The sequence below is a fragment of the Thermomonospora umbrina genome (assembly GCF_003386555.1).
GTDB classification, from domain to species: domain Bacteria; phylum Actinomycetota; class Actinomycetes; order Streptosporangiales; family Streptosporangiaceae; genus Thermomonospora; species Thermomonospora umbrina.
On sequence record NZ_QTTT01000001.1, the window covers coordinates 6896243 to 6914455 of the forward strand.

Here is an 18213-nt window from a genome sequence, read left to right on the forward strand (position 1 = left end):
CGATGAGCGAGAGGGGACGAGGAGCGCCCGCGCAGTCCGCGACGGCCGACCGCGAGGTGGTGATCTCCCGGGTCATCGACGCCCCACGAGAGTTGGTGTTCGAGGCGTTCACCGAAGTCCGGCACCTGTCGCGGTGGTGGGGACCGGAGGGGTTCACCACCACCACGCGGGCGTTCGAGTTCCGCGTCGGCGGGGAGTGGGACTTCGTGATGCACGGACCGGACGGGACGGACCACCAGGAGTGGATCACATGGCGGGAGATCGCCCCGCCGGAGCGGATCGCGCTGCTGCACGGTGAGTCCCGCGGCGACCCGAACGCCTTCGAGTCGGTCCTGACGTTCGCGCCCGACGGCGCGGCGACCCGGATCGAGATGCGCACGGTGTTCCCCACCAAGGAATTGCGCGACGAGGCGGTCGAGAAGTACCACGCGATCGAGGGCGGCCGGCAGACCCTGAGCAACCTGGCCGCCTACGTTACCGAGACCGTTCGGAAGGGAGCGCCGGGAAGGGGGTTCGGGGTTGAGGAACATCGGAACAATGGTCGGCGGTGAGAACGATCTCGGCCTCGTGGGTGTTGGGTCGACGTGGCAGAGCCGGCCGGCAGGTGAGTCCCGCGACACATCGATCGGCGGCCGGTCTACTCCGAACCAAGGGTGTTCCCGGCCGGCGGGTAGGCGGTACGGAGTCGACCCGTTGGACCTCGAGCCCGAGTCGCATCTCGGCCGGTCGCCAACGATGACCTGGCGAAACCGGCGATCGCATCCGACCAGCGTCCGCACGACCGGTTTCCCAGGCGCAACCACTGGATGGAGTTCATGATGACGAATACCACCTGCCATATGTCGATCTCACTGGACGGCTTCGTCGCCGGACCCGACCAGAGCCGTGAGGCCCCCCTGGGAAAGCGGGGGCGGGAGTTGCACGGCTGGCACATCGGCGACCCGCGGGCCAACGATGCTGACAGGATCGCGAACGAGTGGCTGATGCGCCCCAGGGGCGCATACGTCATGGGCCGCAACATGTTCGGCCCGATCCGCGGGGACTGGGATGAGGACTGGTCGGGCTGGTGGGGCCCCGAACCGCCCTATCACGCGCCGGTGTTCGTCCTGACCCACCACCCTCATGATCCGATCCCGATGGACGGGGGGACGACGTTCTCCTTCGTCACCGACGGCTTCGACGCGGCATACTCCGCGGCGTGCCAGGCCGCAGGCGACAAGGGCGTGGACATCGCCGGCGGTGCCTCGACCGTCCGGCAGGCGCTGGCAGCCGGGGTGATCGACGAACTCACCCTCGACATCGCGCCGGTTCTGCTCGGTTCGGGCGAGCGGCTCTTCGACGGGGTCGACTTCGACTTCGAGCCCGCCGAGGTCCTTCACTCCCCGCTGAGCACCCACATCCGCTACCGCCGCAACACCTGACCCGCCGCCGCGCTGCGCGGCCAGCCCGGTCGTTCCTCAGGCCAGGGCCAGGGCGGTGGACCGCCCCTTGGGTCGACGCCTTCGTGGGTGTTCTCGCTGATCATGTCGCGCTGGGACTCCAGCACGGCCGCCAGGACCGAGACCATCATCTTGGCGCCGGGGTCGTCGCTGGCCAGGCCGCTCCCCGACAGGGGTCCCGGATTGGGCCCGTAGTTGCAGGCCCCGGCGGGCCGGCACCGGGCGCAGGGCGGACCGAGTGGAACAGGCGGGCGGCGTCGGCGATGCGGATGGGTGTCGCCGACGGCGGCCTCATGCAGGAGCCGGGTGAATCCCGCGCGGTCCAGTGAGAGCCGGCGGCTGGAGGTGTAGCGGGGTCCCCATAGGCGGGGGCGCCGGCGGCGAGCAGTGCGGCCAGGCGTGCCGCCGGCGGGCGTCGGTGTGTTTGTCGGATTGCCGAAGTGGATCCGGTCGGGATTGTCGGCGTACGGCCTCGCGTGCAGTGCCAAGTGCGAAGAGACGAGCAGAGCTGATCAGCGAGACCCCACTGCCGTTCTGTCTCGTTCGGAGGAACGGATTCGGGCGCGCTCAGGTAAGGAGTTCCGCCAGCCGGGCCATTTCAGCGGGTGGGTCGATCACCGGCTGGATGAGCAGTTCGTCGATCCCGGCTTGTTGCAGGGTGGTGATGCGGGCGCGGAGGTCGTCGCGGGTGCCGACCAGGGCCAGGGTGTTCATCAGCGAGGGCAGGATCAGGTCGCGGTCCTGCGGTGCGATGCGTCCGAGGTAGTTGGGGTAGAGCTTGGTGTGCCGGTCGGGTGCGGTGGCGCCGGTGCGGCGCCGGTCCAGCAGTCGCCGCACCGCCTCGCGTTCGGCGGGGCCGAGCTGATCGGCGAACGAGGGCGTGTCGGCGGCGGTGTCGGCGGCGTAGGCCAGCAGCGACATGACGAGGTGGCCGGTCGCGTCCCGGGCCGCGTCGCCGTGGGGGTCCTCATCCTCGTCGAGGATGTGCAGCGCGGTGACCACATAGGAGTCCGCCCGAGGGTCCATGCGGGAATCGGGGTCGCGGGCGGCGTCACGGCGGGCGTCGTGCAGCGCGTGCCAGGCGGCGGGGTCCAGCAGGCCGAAGGAGATCAGGCCCGTGCCGCGGCGGCCGGCGACGGCGGCGGCCTTCGGCCCCAGCGCGGCCACGACGAACTCGATCGGGTCGGCCGTGTTCACCTGCCCCCCGGCGTGCAGGAAACGGACGTCGAGAACCCGGTCACCTTCGCGGTACTCGATGGTGCGTCCGGCGCACAGGCCCTGCAACGCGGCGGTGAACGTCTCCATCGCGCCTGCCGTGGTCGGTCGCATGCCCAGCGTGCGCCGGGCGGTATTCCCAGTCCCGACCCCGCAGATGATCCGGCCCGGCGCCAGCGCGTTGAGGCTGGTGAGTCCACCCGCGGCGGCCGGCGCCGAACGCAGCGCCGGTGAGGTCACGCCGATGCCGAGCCTGATGCGGCTGGTGGCCTTCGCACACAGGCTCAAGGCGACGAAGGCATCGCCGTGGACCATCGGGGTGTCGTTGACCCAGAAACTGTGCAGGCCCAACTCCTCGGCCTGCACGGCGAGGTCCTCCACACCCGGCTGTGCGGTGACCACGACGCCTGCACGCATCGAAACCTCCAAGGGACGAGGATCTCAACGTGCTCAGCTTGACAGCTCACCGGCTCGGCACGTTCACCCGTACTCGGCTCTGCGCTTCCAGGCGTACGCCGACACGTCCAGGCCACGGAGGCCGACGAGGAGGGACGACTCCTCGGCGTACTCGCGGACGGGCCGGGCGGCGGGACCGGCCGCTTCAGCCGTCTCGTTCGTCGGCTTCGCCGCCGGCCGGTGGGCAAAGAGTCCGAGGCCGAAGGAGGTGATGACGTAGCGGCCCCAGGCCGTTGAGGTGGGCGAGTCCGAGGGGGGACGGCCGGGCCACGTCCTGGTCGGTCACGCCGATGCCTTCGCCGGAGGTCCCGCCCTGGTCGCGCAGGCGGTCGGCGATCGCGAGTTCCACAGCTCCGCTGTGTTGACGACCAGACCGAGCGCGGCGGCTGGCCCCCCTCCCGGTAGACCTGACACATCTCTCCGCCGCCGCCGCCGCAGATCGTTCCGGTGAGCCGGTGACGCGGACGGTTGCCGGCCGAGGGCGCGGCGGGGGCCGTTGCCGCGATGGGCCGGGCCCGCAGGCCGACCGCCCCCGCCTCGGCAGAACACCCGGTTAGCGGCGATGGCGAATATCGCGAACTTTCTTCGTGTTTCGCTTCACAGGCAACATCACGCACATGTGAGACAAACAATGCCAAACACCACGGCACCCCCCCCTCCTTGCTGCCGTGGTGCTCCTTCGAGAGAGGCGTTCATGAAGCGTGCAGGTCTCGCGGCAACCACCGCCCTGGTCGCGGTCGCCGCCACCACACAGGCCGCCCTTGCGGACCCCCGGCCACCGTCCCCTCCCACCCCCTCGGCGAGCGCCCCGGCCGTGGCCGCCCGTGCGCTGGCCGCCGCCGCGCCGCGCGGCGACGAGCTCAAGGCCGGCCCGGACACCTCCTTCGCGGTGACCGACGTGATCGTCGACCGGGACGGCACCACGCACACCCGGATGACGCGCACGTACCGCAGGCTCCCGGTGCTGGGCGGTGATCTGGTGGTGCACCAGACCCGTACGGGCGGGTGGAAGGGTGCCAGCCTGGGCCTGGCCGAGGCCCCGGCCGCCGGCACGCCGAAGGTCCGCGCGGACGACGCGGAGGAGACGGCCGACGACAGCCGGCGCGACGTGGTCGGCGGCGGGCAGCTCGTGTACGAGGCCCGCACGGCCGACCGCGTACCCCGGCTGGCATGGCGGTTCCGGACCGAGGGCCGGCAGCCCGACGGCACCCCGAGCCGGGTGTACGTGTCGGTGGACGCCAAGACCGGCAAGGTGCTGATGCGCGAGGAGACCGTTCACACCGACGCGGGGCAGGGCCGGGGCCTGTACGGCGGCACCGTGCCGCTGGAGACCACCAGATCGGGCGGCACGTTCCAGCTCAGCGACCCGACGCGGGGCAACACCCACACGGCCGACTCCAAGAACCAGTCGGACTTCTGCTTCCTGATCTTCTGCCTGTGGCGGGCGCCGTCGACGGCGCTCACCGACGCCGACAACGCCTGGGGCGACGGCACGGCGGGGGACCGGGCGACGGTCGCCGTGGACGCGCAGTACGGCACCAACATGACCTGGGACTTCTTCAAGAACACCTTCGGCCGCAACGGCATCGGCAACGACGGCAAGGGCTCCTACAACCGGGCCCACTACGGCAACAAGTACGCCAACGCCTTCTGGGACGACTCCTGCTTCTGCATGACGTACGGCGACGGCGACGGCACCAAGATGGGCCCGCTGACCAGCCTGGACGTGGCGGCGCACGAGATGAGCCACGGAGTGACGTCCAAGACCGCCAAGCTGGTCTACAGCGGCGAGTCCGGCGGCCTCAACGAGGCCACCTCCGACATCTTCGCCGCGGCCGTGGAGTTCTACGCCAAGAACGGCACGGACGTGCCCGACTACCTGGTGGGCGAGAAGATCATGCTGCCGGGTGCGGGTCGGAGCGCGCTGCGTTACATGGACAGGCCCAGCCGGGACGGCAAGTCGGCCGACTCCTGGTCCGCCGAGACCGGCAAGCTCGATGTCCACTACTCCTCGGGCGTGGCCAACCACTTCTTCTACCTGCTGGCCGAGGGAAGCGGGAAGAAGACCCTCCACGGCGTCGAGTACGACAGCCCCACCGCCAACGGCTCGTCCCTCAACGGCATCGGCATCGATGCGGCCACCCGGATCTGGTACAAGGCGCTGACGGCCTACATGACCTCGAGCACCAACTACGCCGGCGCCCGGACCGCGACACTGAACGCGGCGAACGACCTGTTCGGCGCGGGCAGCGCGCAGTCCGCGGCGGTCGCCGCGGCCTGGTCCGCGGTGAACGTGAACTGACCCTGAGGCGGAACACCAGCCGGTGTACGAGCCCTGGCCCGTACACCGGCTTCGTTCGCCGAGGTGGGGAGCTTGACCTTGACACGGTGACAAGGTCTTCACTGTGGCCGAGGAGGTGTTCAGAAGACCATGGCGAAGCAGGAGACGGACACGATCCGAGCCCTCCAGGGGCTGGAGGCGAGCAACGCGTCGGTGCGGCTGCGGGCGGCGCTGGCGATCGGCACGACCCCTGACCCTCGGTCCATCGACAGGCTCATCGAACGATGCGCGATCGAACCCGAGTTCTCCGTGCGCGACATGCTGACGTGGGCGCTCACCCGCCACTCGTCGTCCGTGACGATCCCGAGGCTCGTCGATGAACTCCGCTCCGAGCGTGCGCAGGCACGCAGCCAGGCGTTGCACACGCTGTCCAAGATCGGGGATCGCCGAGCGTGGCCGGCGATCACACGGGCGCTGCTGACCGATGCCGACGACGAGGTGGCGCGGAGCGCCTGGCGAGCGGCGGTCGTGCTCGTTCCCGAAGGGGAAGGACCCGAGTTGGCCGCGGTGTTGGCGACACAGCTCGGGCGCGGCGAACGCGAGACGCATCTGAGCCTCAGCCGGGCGCTGATCGCGCTCGGTGAGCAGATCACGCCGACCCTGCACGCCGCGATGACGGATCCCGACCCCGGCGTGCGCCGGCACGCGATCGCCACGGAACGGCTGTGGCGCGATCCGGACGCCGGGTTCGAGTTCGCGATCGAGGAGGCGAAGCGCATCATGGCCCTCGGCAGGACCCGCCGGGAGGGGTGACGGGAACGTGTTGATCGGTGAGGTGGCACGACGGTCCGGGGTCAGCGCCCGCATGCTCAGGCATTACGACTCGCTCGGCCTGGTGCGGCCGACGGGTCGGACCGGTGCCGGCTATCGCGAGTACTCCGGCGAGGACATCCGGCGGATCTTCCATATCGAGAGCCTGCGGTCCTTGGGGCTGTCGCTGCGTGAGGTCGGGCGTGCGCTCGACGATCCCGATTTCAGGCCCTCGGAGCTCGTCGACGACATCATCCACCGGACCCGAGAACGCATCGCGGCCGAGACGGAACTGCTCACCCGACTCCGTCGGATCGATGCCGCCGAACCCGCCGGATGGGAGGACGTGCTCCAGACCGTCGCGCTCCTGCACGCCTTGGGGTCGGAGAGCGCCGGCAGGCGCCAACTCGCGGCCCTGACCTCGGCCGAAAGGGTTCCCGTGCCGGTGGAGGCACTGGTCGAGGCGGTGTTGAGCGAGACGGACCCGAACGTCGCCGGAGCCCTTCGGTGGGCTTTGGCGCAATCGGGCGATGTCGCGTTGCCGCCGCTGGCGGAGGCCCTCGGCTCGCCACTGGCCGAAGTGCGGGAACGCGCCGTCCGGTCCATCGCCGAGATCCCGGGCGATGAGGCGATCGCACTGCTGCGGGACGCCCTCGCCAACCCCGACATCGTGGTCCGCAGGCGTGCGGCTCTGGCGCTCGGGGCACGTGGAGGAGCCGACGCGGTCCCGACGCTCATCGACATGATCGTCGATGAGGCGAACGACACCGATGCGGCCGATGCCCTGAGCGCGCTGGCGACCGATCCCGCGCTGGGAGATCAGATCGCCGCCAGGCTCGTAGGCCGCCTGGCCTCCGGCACGTCGGAGTCTTCCGCACGTCGACGGCTGACACAGGCGCTCGCCGACATTCCGGGGAACACCGCGTCACGCGCCCTCGCAGACCTGTCACATGACGAGGACCGTGCCGTCGCGCTCACCGCGACATACATTCTCGAACTGCGCAGCGCACGATAGAGGACGCCGTTGGGGGCCGCGATCGCCGAGGTCACGCGGGGTGATCGGCGCGGGCTTCCGGGAGGCGACGGTCGCGGACGGGGACCCGCTGATCGTCGGACCGATGAGATCCTGACCACCGCGTTCTCGACCACCCGAAACGGGCCCCGGCGCGTCGCTCTTAAACCACGGTGTGCAGTGATTTAGGTCATGAGCATTTCATAGAGACGACACTGTTCTTTTGATCTAGCCTGATCACCCGGTGCTCCTTTCCCGCACCGTCCGTCCCTTGGGCCCGAGGCGAACGTCGGGTCCTCTCCGGGCGGGCACGCTCGTCTCAGCTTTGACCAGGCCGTTCTTTCTGAATGGCCGGATCCCGAGAGTTAGGTGGTCCCTGATGGGTCTCAAGGCGCTGCGTCGGTGCGCCCTCCTGGCCACGGCAGCCGTGACCGCGACGGTCGCTTCGCCGACGGCCGCGAAGGCCGATGGCCAGTACTGCGGTCGTCCGCACTGGGTCATGGGTGCGATCCAGGCCAAGTACGACGAGATCGGCGGTCCCGGCAGTCCGCTCGGGTGCCCGCAGTCCGGCGAGCAGACCACCCCGAACGGGCGCGGCAAGTTCACGACCTTCGACGGTGGATCGATCTACTGGACCGCCGACACGGGGGCTCACCCGGTGTGGGGCACGATCGGGCAGAAGTGGGGGAGCCTCGGCTGGGAGGGCGGCAAACTCGGGTTCCCGAAGAGCGACGAATTCACCAACCCGGACGGTGCCGGCAAACGCCAAGAGTACGAGGGCGGCACGATCTACTGGCATCCGAGTCGTTCCAATGGAGCGCACCCGGTATGGGGCGAGATCGGGAAGAAATGGGCCGCCTCGGGCTGGGAGAACGGCCCGTACGGCTATCCGGTCACCGATGAGGCCCCCAGCACGAGCCCGGAGCACGGGTTCGGGCAGAATTTCGAGCACGGGCCGATCGGCTGGGCGCCGAACGAGTCCACGAACCCGCAGTGGCAGCAGGCGAAGTCGAAGCACCTCGACGGAGGCGCCAACCCCGGCGACAGGGCGGAGAGCGCGACCCTGCTGCCCAAGGGGCCCGATCGCGGGATCGTTCTGGTGCGCGGCTTCATCGCCAACACCACCTCGTTCTACGACCAGATCGGCGAGCACCGTTCGTTCAGCACCAACCCGGAGGCCGGGGCCAAGGGCACCATCGCCTGGGACACGGCCACCGGGCGAGTGGGCGTCTATGTCGAGCACTCGTGCTTCCAGTGGGTCCATTGCTGGGATGCCAAGCCGCTGGTTCGTACACCGCACGCCAAGGTGATCACCGACAGCAACGACCTCGAGCAGAACGAGTACTGGGTCGAGCCGTACGGCAACGGAGGCGCCCGCATCGATGTGTCGCTGGTCAACGGGTTCTCCGACTCGGGCTACCCGGAACTGTCCAACTTCGGGCGCATCAACGCGACCATTTGGCTGACCCCGCACAAGTACGTTCCGGGGGGCCCGATCATTCAGAACACCGCGACCTTCGATGTCAAGACGACCAAGGACAAGTTCCCCTCGTGGGAGTTCCTGCGCTACCCGGCCCTGAAGGCGACGTCCGACGCGCCCGAGGTCCACTGGTTGGGCCGCGTCGGGCAGACCGAGATCGGGGACCTGAAGGGCGCGCAGCACACCTGTGAAAGGTTCGGGGAAGGGACCGATGCCTCGATGAACTGCACCTGACGGCATTCACCCGGTGATGAAACACCGGCACCCGGCCCGACCGCAGGGACATCGCGGTCCGGGCCGGGTGCGCGCCATTTCCGGGTTGCCCGGCTCGACTCCCACAAGTCCGCATGAGCCTCCTCCGTAGGCGGCAACGCGCAAGGTCGCCGGGTCGAAGCCGTCGGGCAGGCCCCGAACGGTGATCTCCGCCCGATCGCCGTCGCGCAGGTCGAGGTAGTTGCGGTCGAACGTGATCCCTGGGGCGGGTGTCAGAACGCGGGCCAGGTAGCTGTAGCCGTGGGAGATGAGGGTGATGTCGGCGCAGCCGCCTTCGTTCGGCCCGGCGACGAGTTCGACCGTGCCGCCGGTGACGAGAAGATCCTTGATCGGGGCGAAGAACAACCGGTTCGGCTCGGTGGTCCCGATCGCCTCCGACACCCAGGCGTAACGGTCGGGCCCCGGCTCATAAACGTCCGACGCCACCGACCACACGGACCGCGAGTCGTAGGCGCGCGCGACGACGGACACCCGCTCGTCCACGACCCGCCGCCCCGTGAACGTGGCCACCTCGACGCGCAGGTCGAGGGATACATCGCGGACGCCGCTGTTGGTGACCCACAGTTCCAGGCCACCGTCCTCGGTACGGACGAAGCTCGTCAGCACCGGTCGGTACGCGCGCTGGGCGAAGTGGAACCCGGCCTTGGGCACGCGGTCGTGATCCACGATCGACCAGGACAGGCCGGGCCACGGATCGTCGTACTGCCACAGCAGGGTCCCCGAGCAATGCGGCTGGCGGCGGCGATAATGCTCGATCCCGAACTTCAGGCCCTCGGCCTGACAGGCCATGGAGAAGTCCACGTACTGAGCCAGGTCGGCGGGCAGGCCGGTCTCGGCGAACATCAGGTCGTCGCCCTTGGTCTTGGGAACGTCCTTGTTGCGGTGGTCGAACGCCGGGCTGCGCAGGGCGAGCGCGCCGGGCGGCGTCCAGCGGCGCAACGTGCCGAGTTCCGGGGCGGCGTGGATGCCGAATTCGCTGATGAACCTGCCCCGGTCGTACCGATAACGGTCGAAGTGGACGGCGGCACCCCGCCCGGGGAAGTCGGTGGGGCCGCCCGCACCGACGTCCACACCATGCCAGACCTCCCAGGCATGCCGGTCCCCGTCGGCGACACCGTTCACGCCTCCGGTCGGATCGGAGTCGGCCCACGGGCTGCCGGGCCAGTACGGCACCTCGGGGCTCAGCCGGGCGACGGTCGCCGGCAGCAGGTCGTGGAAGAACGCCCAGCCCCAGTTGCCGGGCTCCAGGTCGCCGTGCACGAGCCCGTGGATGGCGTGGACCTCGTTGTTGCCCGCCCACAGCGCCAGGCAGGCACGGTTGCGCAGCCTCGCGACCTGGTATTCGGCTTCGCGGGCGACCTCGGCGCGCAGACCGGCGTCCTCGCTGGGGTAGTCGGCGCAGGAGAACATGAAGTCCTGCCATACGAGGATGCCGAGTTCGTCGCAGGCACGATAGAAGGCGTCCTGCTCGTACAGGCCGCCGCCCCACACCCGCAGCATGGTCATCTCACCGAGCCGCGCCGTCTCCACCAGCGACCGCACCGTCTGCGGGGTCACCGAGCCGGGCAACATGCTCGGTGGGACCCAGTTCGCGCCGCGCGCGAAGACGGGGACGCCGTTGAGCACGAACCGGAACAGCCGGCCGCCCTCATCGTCGGGCGAACGATCCAACGCGATCGTGCGGAGACCGATGCGATCCCGCACACGGTCCACGACCGTGCCCTCCGGCGTGGCCAGCTCGACCGACACCGTGTAGAGCGGCTGCTCCCCGAGATCGTGCGTCCACCACAGATCCGCGTCCTCAACACGCAACAGCGCGCCGCCACGGCCGCCGAGGAGCGGAATCCGTACCGAATGGACGCGTCCGCCTGGGGCGGTGAGCGTGACGTGCGCCGACAACCCGCCGGTGTGGGCGAACGCCTCGGCCTCCACGTCGATCGCCACCCGCGCCGTGCGCGCCGCGACGTCCACCGACACGGCCCGCACATGGTGCCCGGCCAAGATCGCGCCGCGCTCGCGCCGCAGCTCGACCGGCCGGGCGAGGCCGACGGACGGGAGGCGGGGCGCGAAGTCCCAGCCCCAGGAGAACGTCGCCTTGCGGCGCAGGGTGAACGCCGGATCGGCCGACAGCACGCCGGGCGGCCGTTCGCCCTCCACGTCGGCCTCGCGGTCGGGCGCGAGCGCGGCGAACAGCTTTCGCAGCCGGGCGACGGTGTCGGTCACCCCGGGCGGCGCCGTCAGCCCCGCCAGCGGAGGCGCGAACCGGATGAGCAGGACGTTGTGCGCACGCACGGAGCCGGTGACGTCGAACACGCCGGGTCGGAACTGGGACTCGTGCGCGCCGACGCGTTCGCCGTTGAGCCACAGCACCGCGACCGTGTCGAGGCCGTCGCAGATCAGGCGCGCCCGCTCGCCGGACGCGAGGTCGACGGGGTCGGCGGTGAACTCGGCCCTGTACCACCAGGCGGCGTCCTCGACCCAGCGGGCGGCGTGCTCGTTGTCCCCGAAGTACGGGTGCCCGATGATCCCGGCGTCGACCAGGCTCTCGTGGACGCCGCCGGGAACGCGGGCGGGGATCCACGTGGGGTCCGCGGCGGCGAGCGCGTCGGGCGTCTCGGCGTCGCAGGCGGCCAGCTCGAAGCGGTCCAGCCGCAGGGCGGTGTGCATGGGATTTCCTTCCGTGGCCGGCGGCGTCAGCGCGCGCCGGATCTTGACGATGCGGAATCCGCCGAGGAGCGTGCCGGCCGTGCCGAGGTACCCGGGCTCGCCCCGCGCCGACACGGCTCGAGGGCGGTCCCGCAGGTCCAAGGGACGCGCGCCCCGTTCACCGGCATCGTGACCGGCGCGCGTCGCATGCCCGGCGTGTGCACTCCGGGCGGGTCACCGGCCTCCGGGCGCGGACGACGCATGGCGCGCGGCCCCGACCAGGGCCGAGGCGGTCGTGTCCGGGGTGACGCGTATGGGTGGCAGGTCCCCGGCGCCCGCTCGGAACCACGGCTCGAACAGATCCCAGGAGCCGGCCATGGAGCCGCCGACGATCACGACGTCCGGGCCGAAGGCTCGCAGGCAGGGGCCGAGGGCGGTGCCGAGCGCGCTCAGCGCGGGCCGCAGCACGGACGTCGCCGCGGCGTCGCCGGCGCGCGCGGCGGCGGCGATGGCGGCCACGTCGGCATCGGCGTCGCCCCCGGACATCCGGTACGCCGCGCGGATCGCACGACGCGACATCACGTCCTCCAGCGGCACCCCGTCCACCACGAGGCGGTGCGCGCGACCACCCGGCGGGAGGCCCGATCCGTGGTGCACGGGCCTCCCATCGATGATCCATCCGGACCCGATCCCCGTTCCCAGCGTGATGCCCACGCACCGGCGCGGCCCGTCTCCTCCTGCGGTGCGCGCGAGCCGCACCCACTCGCCGAGGGCGAACGCGTCGGCATCGTTGACGAAGATCAGTCCACCGGCTCCGAGCCGTGGCCCCAGTGCCGCACCGACGTCCAGGCCGTACAGGGCCCCGAACTTGCCGACACCCTCGTACAGGGCGGTGCCGCGCGAGTAGTCGAACGGGTCGGGGATCGCCACGCCCCAGATGGGGGAGGGGCCCCGCGCCAGGCGCGCGGCGGCGGCCACCACGGCCGTCAGGAACTCCTCCGGGGACGCGTCGGCCCGCAGCGGCCGTCGCGTCGCCGGACCGATCGGCCGCCAGGTGGAGTCGTCCACCACCGCGGCGCTGACATGGGTCCCGCCGATCTCCAGCGCGGGTATCTCGCCCACCGCTCAGATCCCCGCGCCCGGAGCGGGGACCCGGTCGGCCCGCAGTTCCCGCTGCAGCTCGGCGATGTCCGCGCCGCCCGCCATGTGCCTGATGAGCTCGTCGAGGGAGATCTCCCCGGCATCGGCGTCGACCGAGACCTCGCCTCGCTGGAGCACGACGAAACGGTCGCCGACCGCCCACGCGTGGTGCGCGTTGTGCGTGATGAGGACGACCCCGACACCCTGTTGCTTGGCGCGCACCGCGTAGCGCAGCACCGTCTCGGCCTGCCGCACGCCCAGGGCGGAGGTGGGTTCGTCCAGGAGGAGGACCTTCGCGCCGAAGTACACGGCCCGCGCCACGGCGACGGACTGCCGTTCACCGCCGGAGAGCGTGGAGATCGGGCGTTCGGGGTCGGCGAGGCTGATCCCGATCGATTCCAACTGCTCCTGCGTGACCCTGCGGGCCCGGCGCTTGTCGAACCTCGCCAATGGGCCCCGGCCCAGCACGGGCTCGCGTCCCATGAAGAAGTTGCGGTACACGGGCAGGTCGGGGACCACGGCGAGGTCCTGGTAGACGGTGGCGATCCCTCGGGTGAGGGCGTCCTTGGGGTCGGCGAACCGCACCGGTGAGCCGTCGACCGCGAGCGTGCCCGCGTCCGGCGACGCCACCCCCGAGAGGATCTTGATCAGGGAGGACTTCCCGGCGCCGTTGTCGCCGAGCAGGCAGGTGACCCGTCCGGCCTCCACCCGGAGGCTCACCGACGTCAGCGCCCGGACGGTGCCGTAGGACTTGCTGACCTCCCGGGCCTCGAAGATCGGTTCATCGGTCATCGCGCAACCGCCTCATCGTGAGCCGCCGGGCCGTGTTGTTGCTCATGACGGCGACCAGCAGGAGCGTCCCGAGCAGCGCCAGGAACCAGTTGGTGTCGATGTCGGTGAAGTAGAAGCCCTGGTAGACGAGCCCGAAGAACAGCGCGCCGAAGACGGTGCCGATCGGCGTGCCGATCCCCCCGAAGACGAACGTCCCGCCGATGACCGCCGCCACGATGACCTCGAACTGCAGGCTGCTCCCGTCGGACACGCTGGCGGTGTTGGCGTAGAGCGCCGCCAGGACGCCGGCAAGGGCGGCCCCGGCCGAGGTGATGACGAACATCAGCACCTTCACCCTGGCCACCGGGATGCCGGCGCGTTGGGCGGATTCGCGGGCCCCGCCGGTCACCGAGATCCAGTTGCCGAAGCGGGTGCCGATCAGGACCCAGGCGGCCAGGAGGCTGATGGCGATCCACCACACCGCGGCGACCGGGATCCAGTCGCCGATGTTCCCGGAGAACAGCCGCAGCAGGGGGTCGCCCTGCAGCGCGTCGGTGACGCCGGCGATCGTGGTGCCGCCGAGGCTGCCGTTGGCGACGGCGGCGGCCGCGCCGGCCACGATGAACATCATCGCCAGCGAGACCAGGAACGACGGTATCGAGGTGCGGATGACGAGGATCCCGTTGACCAGCCCGACGACCGCGGCTCCGGCGAGGGTCAGCAGGAGCGCGGCCCACAGCGGCCAGCCGTGGATGACCGGGTAGGCGAACATGATCTCCGCGGCGCCGACCATCGCCCCGACGGACAGGTCGAACTCGCCGCACACCATCAGCAGGGTCATCGGGGCGGCCACGATGCCGATGGTGGCCGAGACCTGGAACACGTTCCGAATCCCCGGCGAGGACAGGAACCCGTCGTCGCCGCCGGCGATCGCGAAGATCACGAAGACGACGACGGTGCTGGCGACCGCGGTGAACTCCGGGCGCAACAGCGCCCTCTGCAGCCTGCGCCGGCCGTCGGCGCGAGGTTCGCGCGCCGTTCTCCTCGGCGCCGGCATGTGCTGAATCGCCACGTCAGTGGATCCCTTCCGAGGCCGCCTTCAGGTAGTCGGCGATGTTCCGCCGGGTCACGGTGACCGGGCCGGTCGCCATGACGGGGTCGACGGGCTTGAGCCCGTACCGGACGTACTGGTCGCAGACGAGCGCCGCCCAGTACCCCTGCAGGTACTGCTGCTGGTCGAGGGCGAAGGCCAGTTTTCCGGCCTTGACGGCCCCGAGGATCTGCTCGTTGGTGTCGATGGTCGCCCAGGTGAGCTCGGAGGCCCGGGAGCCCGTGGCGGTGTGCGCCGCGAGGGCCGCCGGGGCGAAGACCACCCCGGCGGTGAACACGGCGTCGATCGAGGGGTCTCTGGCCAGCTTCGCCTGGATCGTTCCCGCGATCGACGCGGTGGTGCCGCCCGCCTCCTTGAGCGACAGGTACAGCCAGGTGGTCCGCCCGGAGAACCCGGACTCGAACCCGGCGTTCCGCTGGTCGGTGAGCGGCAGCGACCCCGGCGCGAGAGAGACCATCAGGGGGTGCTTGACGCCGAGCCTGGCGAGCTCCTGCGCCCCGGACCTGCCCTGCAGGGTCTCGTCCGAGCCGATGTAGGTCAGCGCGCCGTACTTCTCCGCCTCCTGGTAGCCCGCGTTGGCGAAGACGACGGGGATGCCCGCGGCCTGCGCCTTGCGCACCTCGGGCCCCTGCGCGGACGGGGTGTCGAAGGTGACGATGAGGCACGAGGGCTTCGCGGCCACCGCGTTCTGGACGAGACGTTTGCCCTGCGCGGGGTCGCCCGCCTTGGTGTTGCCCGGGGCGCCCTGGAAGATCACGTTCGCGCCCAGGTTCCGGCCCGCGTCCTGGTAGCCCTTGACGATCGGCGCGTCGAACGGCGTCGGCTGGGGCACGTTCCGCACGTAGATGATCTTCAGTCCGGAGCCGCCCGTCGCGTTCTGCGCGCCGCCGGACGAGTCGCAGGCGGTCGTGAGCGCCGCCAGGGACGTCAGGGCGACCGCACCGGCGGCCCATCTCGATCTCGGCCGTGCCGTTCGACGCCGGCGTGTCCCCGTGTCGTGCGTGTGTGGATTCACTGCCGCTCCCTTCCCGAGTCCGGTGATCCCCTCGGTGGAACCCCCTGGTCGAGAGCCTGTGACGCAGCTCACCGGGGGTCTGTGCGAACGACTATCGGCTCGTGCGGTGGCGACTGTCAATAGATTCTTGTCAGCCTTGAAAAATTTTTCGGGGCGTGCCAGGGTGCCTCGCATGCGTTGGCCAGAGGGATTCATGTGGGGTACGGGAGCGTCGGCGACCCAGGCGGAGGGCGCCGCGCCGGCCTCCGACTGGTGGGAGTGGGAGCAACAGGGGCGGGCGCCCGTCTCGGGGGACGGGAACGGGTTCGCCCGTTCGTTCGCCACCGACTTCGGGCTCTACTCCGGCCTGGGGCTGCGCCATCACCGGATGTCGGTGGACTGGGCGAGGCTGGAGCCCGAGGAGGGGCGGCGCGACCGCTCGCAGGTGGCGCGGTACCGGGAGATCCTCCTCGCCGCGGCCGATGCGGGGATCACGCCGTGGCTGTGCCTGCACCACTTCACGCTGCCGCGCTGGTTCGCGCGTTCGGGGGGCTTCGCGAACGAGGAGAACCGGCGCGGGCACTGGATGCGCCATGTCGACTTCGTCGCCGACGCGTTCTCCGATCTCGTCGGCGGATGGCAGCCCGTCAACGAGCCGAACTACTACCCCCGCATCGCCTTCGGCGGCGGGCCGTTCCCCCCTGCCGTCGACGACGCCGACACGTTCGGCCGCGTCGCCGAGGGCATCCATCTCGCCACCGCGGAGGCGGCGCTACGTCTCCGCTCGACGGGCCGGCCCGTGTCCTCGATCTACGGCCTGTCCGTGCCGGTGGCCCTGGACGACTCGGCGGAGACGACCGTGAGGGTGCGGAACCATCTGGCCGACAACTGGACCTCGTGGATCGGCCTGGTCCGCGACGGCGTCCTGCGCATTCGCGACCGTCCGCCGATCGACGTCCCCCACCTGGCGAACGTCTTCGACATGATCGGGTTCTCCTACTACCGGACGACGGGCGTGCGCCGCGGCGAGCCCGTTCCCCACCCGTCGGGTGCCCCGCTGTCGGCCATGGGGTACGCCGTCTCGTCCGCCGGGCTTCGGCTCGTCCTGTCCAAGCTCCGCGAAGAGCTCGAGGACACGCCCCTCCTGGTCGCCGAGTACGGCGTCGGCGTCCACGACGACGACCTCCGGGCGCGGTACCTGCGCGAGGGCCTGGCCATCGTGCGCACGGCGATCGCCGAGGGGGCCGACATCCGGGGCTTCTTCCACTGGACCGGCGTCGACAACTACGAATGGATGCGCGGCTACGACGTGCCGTTCGGTCTCATCACCCGGGACCGGACGGTTCGCCCCAGCGCCGCCGTCCTCGCGGCGGAGGCCCTCGGCTGATCGCGGCCGTCGGTCGGCCGTCAGCCCGCGGCGGCCGCTCGAACGGCGTCCATGAGCCGGAGCGCGCGAGCGTCGCAGCAGGGTGGCAGGGTGATGCGCTTGACCGTGTACCCGAACGCCAGATCGTGGAACGGGTCGCCGACCCCCACCGAGCCGCCGAGCCCGTCGTGCCCGAAGGCCCACGAACTGCCGTACGCCAGGCGGGGCGCCAACGGGCGCTGGAAGAGGACGCCGTACCGGAACGGAAGGCCGGAGAGAAGGTCGTGGCCCTCGACCTGCACCTGTGAGATCTGGGCGATGACGTCGGCGTCGGCGACGCGGGGCGCGCCGACATCGTTCCCGAGGGCCGCGTACATCCGCGCCAGACCGTGCGCCGACGCCAGCCCGGCGAGCGCGGCGGGGCCTCCGCGTCGCGGCTCCTCGGTGTTGATCCAGGTCCACACGGGTCCGACATCCGTCGGGGCGAGCATCGCGCCCAGCGAGTCGGGTTCGGTCAGCGGAACGGTGGCCAGGCCCTTCTCCAGCTCCTCGTCGGTCGGCAGGTCGACCGACACCACGCGGGGGTCGAGCTCCGGCCCCGCGCCCAGATGCACATCGATGCCACGTGGTGCGGCGATGTCCTCACCGAAGACCTCGGACAGCGTTCGCCCCGTGATGCGGCGGACCAGCTCGTCGGCGAGCGTCCCGATCGTCACCGCGTGGTACGCGAACGCGGAGCCCGGGTGCCAGAAGGGCCGTTGCGCGGCCAGGCGGTGGGCGAGGCCGTCGTGGGCGAGCAGTTCCCCCGCCGTGAAGCCCCCGTCCACCGTCGGGACTCCCGCCTGGTGCGACAGCAACTGCCGTACCGTGACCTCCCGCTTGCCGGCCGCCGCGAACTCGGGCCAGTACCGCGCGACCCGCGCGTCCAGATCGAGCAGACCGCGCTGGACCAACAGCGCGACCGTGACGCCGATCGCGCCCTTGCCGCAGGAGAACACCGGCAGCAGCGCATCCCGATCCCACGGGCCGCACACCAGGTCGACGACCGGCTCCGCCCCACGGAAGGCGGCGAACTGGGCACAGTGGGTCGGGTCCGCCTCGGCCATCGCGACCAGCGCGTCCCGCACCGCCTCATACCCGGGCGCCACGTGTCCGCGGACCCCGCTCGTTCCGTCGCTCACGCGGCCTCCCCCCGAACCTCGGCGCGCCCGGGCGCGCC

14 protein-coding genes are annotated in these 18213 nt (G+C 70.9%); 7 read left to right on the forward strand and 7 right to left on the reverse strand.

Going from position 1 to position 18213, the window contains the following annotated elements:
• Positions 1 to 2 precede the first annotated feature (2 nt).
• Both DFJ69_RS31225 and DFJ69_RS31230 read left to right on the forward strand, forming a co-directional pair.
• The gene (locus tag DFJ69_RS31225; RefSeq protein WP_116025891.1) at positions 3 to 551 is read left to right on the forward strand and encodes an SRPBCC family protein; all 549 of its coding nucleotides are present in this window, start codon (positions 3 to 5) and stop codon (positions 549 to 551) included.
• A gap of 288 nt (positions 552 to 839) precedes the next feature.
• Positions 840 to 1421 carry a dihydrofolate reductase family protein gene (locus DFJ69_RS31230; protein ID WP_245974651.1) on the forward strand — a complete coding sequence of 194 codons (582 nt, stop codon included), beginning with the start codon at positions 840 to 842 and terminating at the stop codon, positions 1419 to 1421.
• A gap of 585 nt (positions 1422 to 2006) precedes the next feature.
• Here DFJ69_RS31230 and DFJ69_RS31235 read toward each other — a convergent pair.
• Complete coding sequence (locus tag DFJ69_RS31235; RefSeq protein WP_116025892.1) at positions 2007 to 3071, reverse strand: LLM class flavin-dependent oxidoreductase; 1065 nt, start codon at positions 3069 to 3071, stop codon at positions 2007 to 2009.
• Between the two features lie 733 nt (positions 3072 to 3804).
• Between DFJ69_RS31235 and DFJ69_RS31245 the strand changes: the two genes are divergently transcribed.
• The 4 genes from DFJ69_RS31245 to DFJ69_RS31260 all read left to right on the forward strand — a co-directional run bounded on the left by DFJ69_RS31245 (position 3805) and on the right by DFJ69_RS31260 (position 8927).
• Positions 3805 to 5412: a M4 family metallopeptidase gene (locus DFJ69_RS31245; RefSeq protein WP_116025894.1), complete on the forward strand. Its 1608-nt coding sequence runs from the start codon at positions 3805 to 3807 to the stop codon at positions 5410 to 5412.
• A 129-nt stretch (positions 5413 to 5541) separates the two neighbouring features.
• Entirely contained in the window at positions 5542 to 6204 is a 663-nt protein-coding gene (locus tag DFJ69_RS31250; RefSeq protein ID WP_116025895.1) for a HEAT repeat domain-containing protein, read from the forward strand.
• Positions 6205 to 6226: 22 nt separating this feature from the next.
• On the forward strand, positions 6227 to 7216 hold the full coding sequence (locus tag DFJ69_RS31255) for a HEAT repeat domain-containing protein (protein ID WP_342769908.1): 990 nt from the start codon (positions 6227 to 6229) through the stop codon (positions 7214 to 7216).
• Positions 7217 to 7592: 376 nt separating this feature from the next.
• Positions 7593 to 8927 (forward strand): LGFP repeat-containing protein, encoded by a 1335-nt coding sequence (locus DFJ69_RS31260; RefSeq protein WP_116025897.1) that lies wholly within the window; start codon positions 7593 to 7595, stop codon positions 8925 to 8927.
• Positions 8928 to 8933: 6 nt separating this feature from the next.
• On the opposite strand, the gene DFJ69_RS31265 is transcribed toward DFJ69_RS31260, so the two are convergent.
• From DFJ69_RS31265 to DFJ69_RS31285, 5 genes are all read right to left on the reverse strand, one after another.
• A complete protein-coding gene (locus tag DFJ69_RS31265) occupies positions 8934 to 11747 on the reverse strand; it encodes a beta-mannosidase (protein ID WP_211328879.1) in 2814 nt (937 codons plus the stop codon).
• Positions 11748 to 11846: 99 nt separating this feature from the next.
• Positions 11847 to 12734, reverse strand: a complete 888-nt coding sequence (locus tag DFJ69_RS31270; RefSeq protein ID WP_211328880.1) for an ROK family protein — start codon at positions 12732 to 12734, stop codon at positions 11847 to 11849.
• A 3-nt stretch (positions 12735 to 12737) separates the two neighbouring features.
• On the reverse strand, positions 12738 to 13544 hold the full coding sequence (locus DFJ69_RS31275) for an ATP-binding cassette domain-containing protein (RefSeq protein ID WP_116025899.1): 807 nt from the start codon (positions 13542 to 13544) through the stop codon (positions 12738 to 12740).
• A complete protein-coding gene (locus DFJ69_RS31280) occupies positions 13534 to 14595 on the reverse strand; it encodes an ABC transporter permease (RefSeq protein ID WP_147312532.1) in 1062 nt (353 codons plus the stop codon). Before DFJ69_RS31280 ends, DFJ69_RS31275 begins: the two co-directional genes overlap by 11 nt.
• Position 14596: 1 nt before the next feature.
• Positions 14597 to 15649: a substrate-binding domain-containing protein gene (locus DFJ69_RS31285; RefSeq protein ID WP_170177875.1), complete on the reverse strand. Its 1053-nt coding sequence runs from the start codon at positions 15647 to 15649 to the stop codon at positions 14597 to 14599.
• A 172-nt stretch (positions 15650 to 15821) separates the two neighbouring features.
• Between DFJ69_RS31285 and DFJ69_RS31290 the strand changes: the two genes are divergently transcribed.
• Entirely contained in the window at positions 15822 to 17015 is a 1194-nt protein-coding gene (locus DFJ69_RS31290) for a family 1 glycosylhydrolase (RefSeq protein WP_170177876.1), read from the forward strand.
• A 20-nt stretch (positions 17016 to 17035) separates the two neighbouring features.
• On the opposite strand, the gene DFJ69_RS31295 is transcribed toward DFJ69_RS31290, so the two are convergent.
• Positions 17036 to 18175 (reverse strand): serine hydrolase domain-containing protein, encoded by a 1140-nt coding sequence (locus DFJ69_RS31295; RefSeq protein WP_147312533.1) that lies wholly within the window; start codon positions 18173 to 18175, stop codon positions 17036 to 17038.
• Positions 18176 to 18213: the final 38 nt, after the last annotated feature.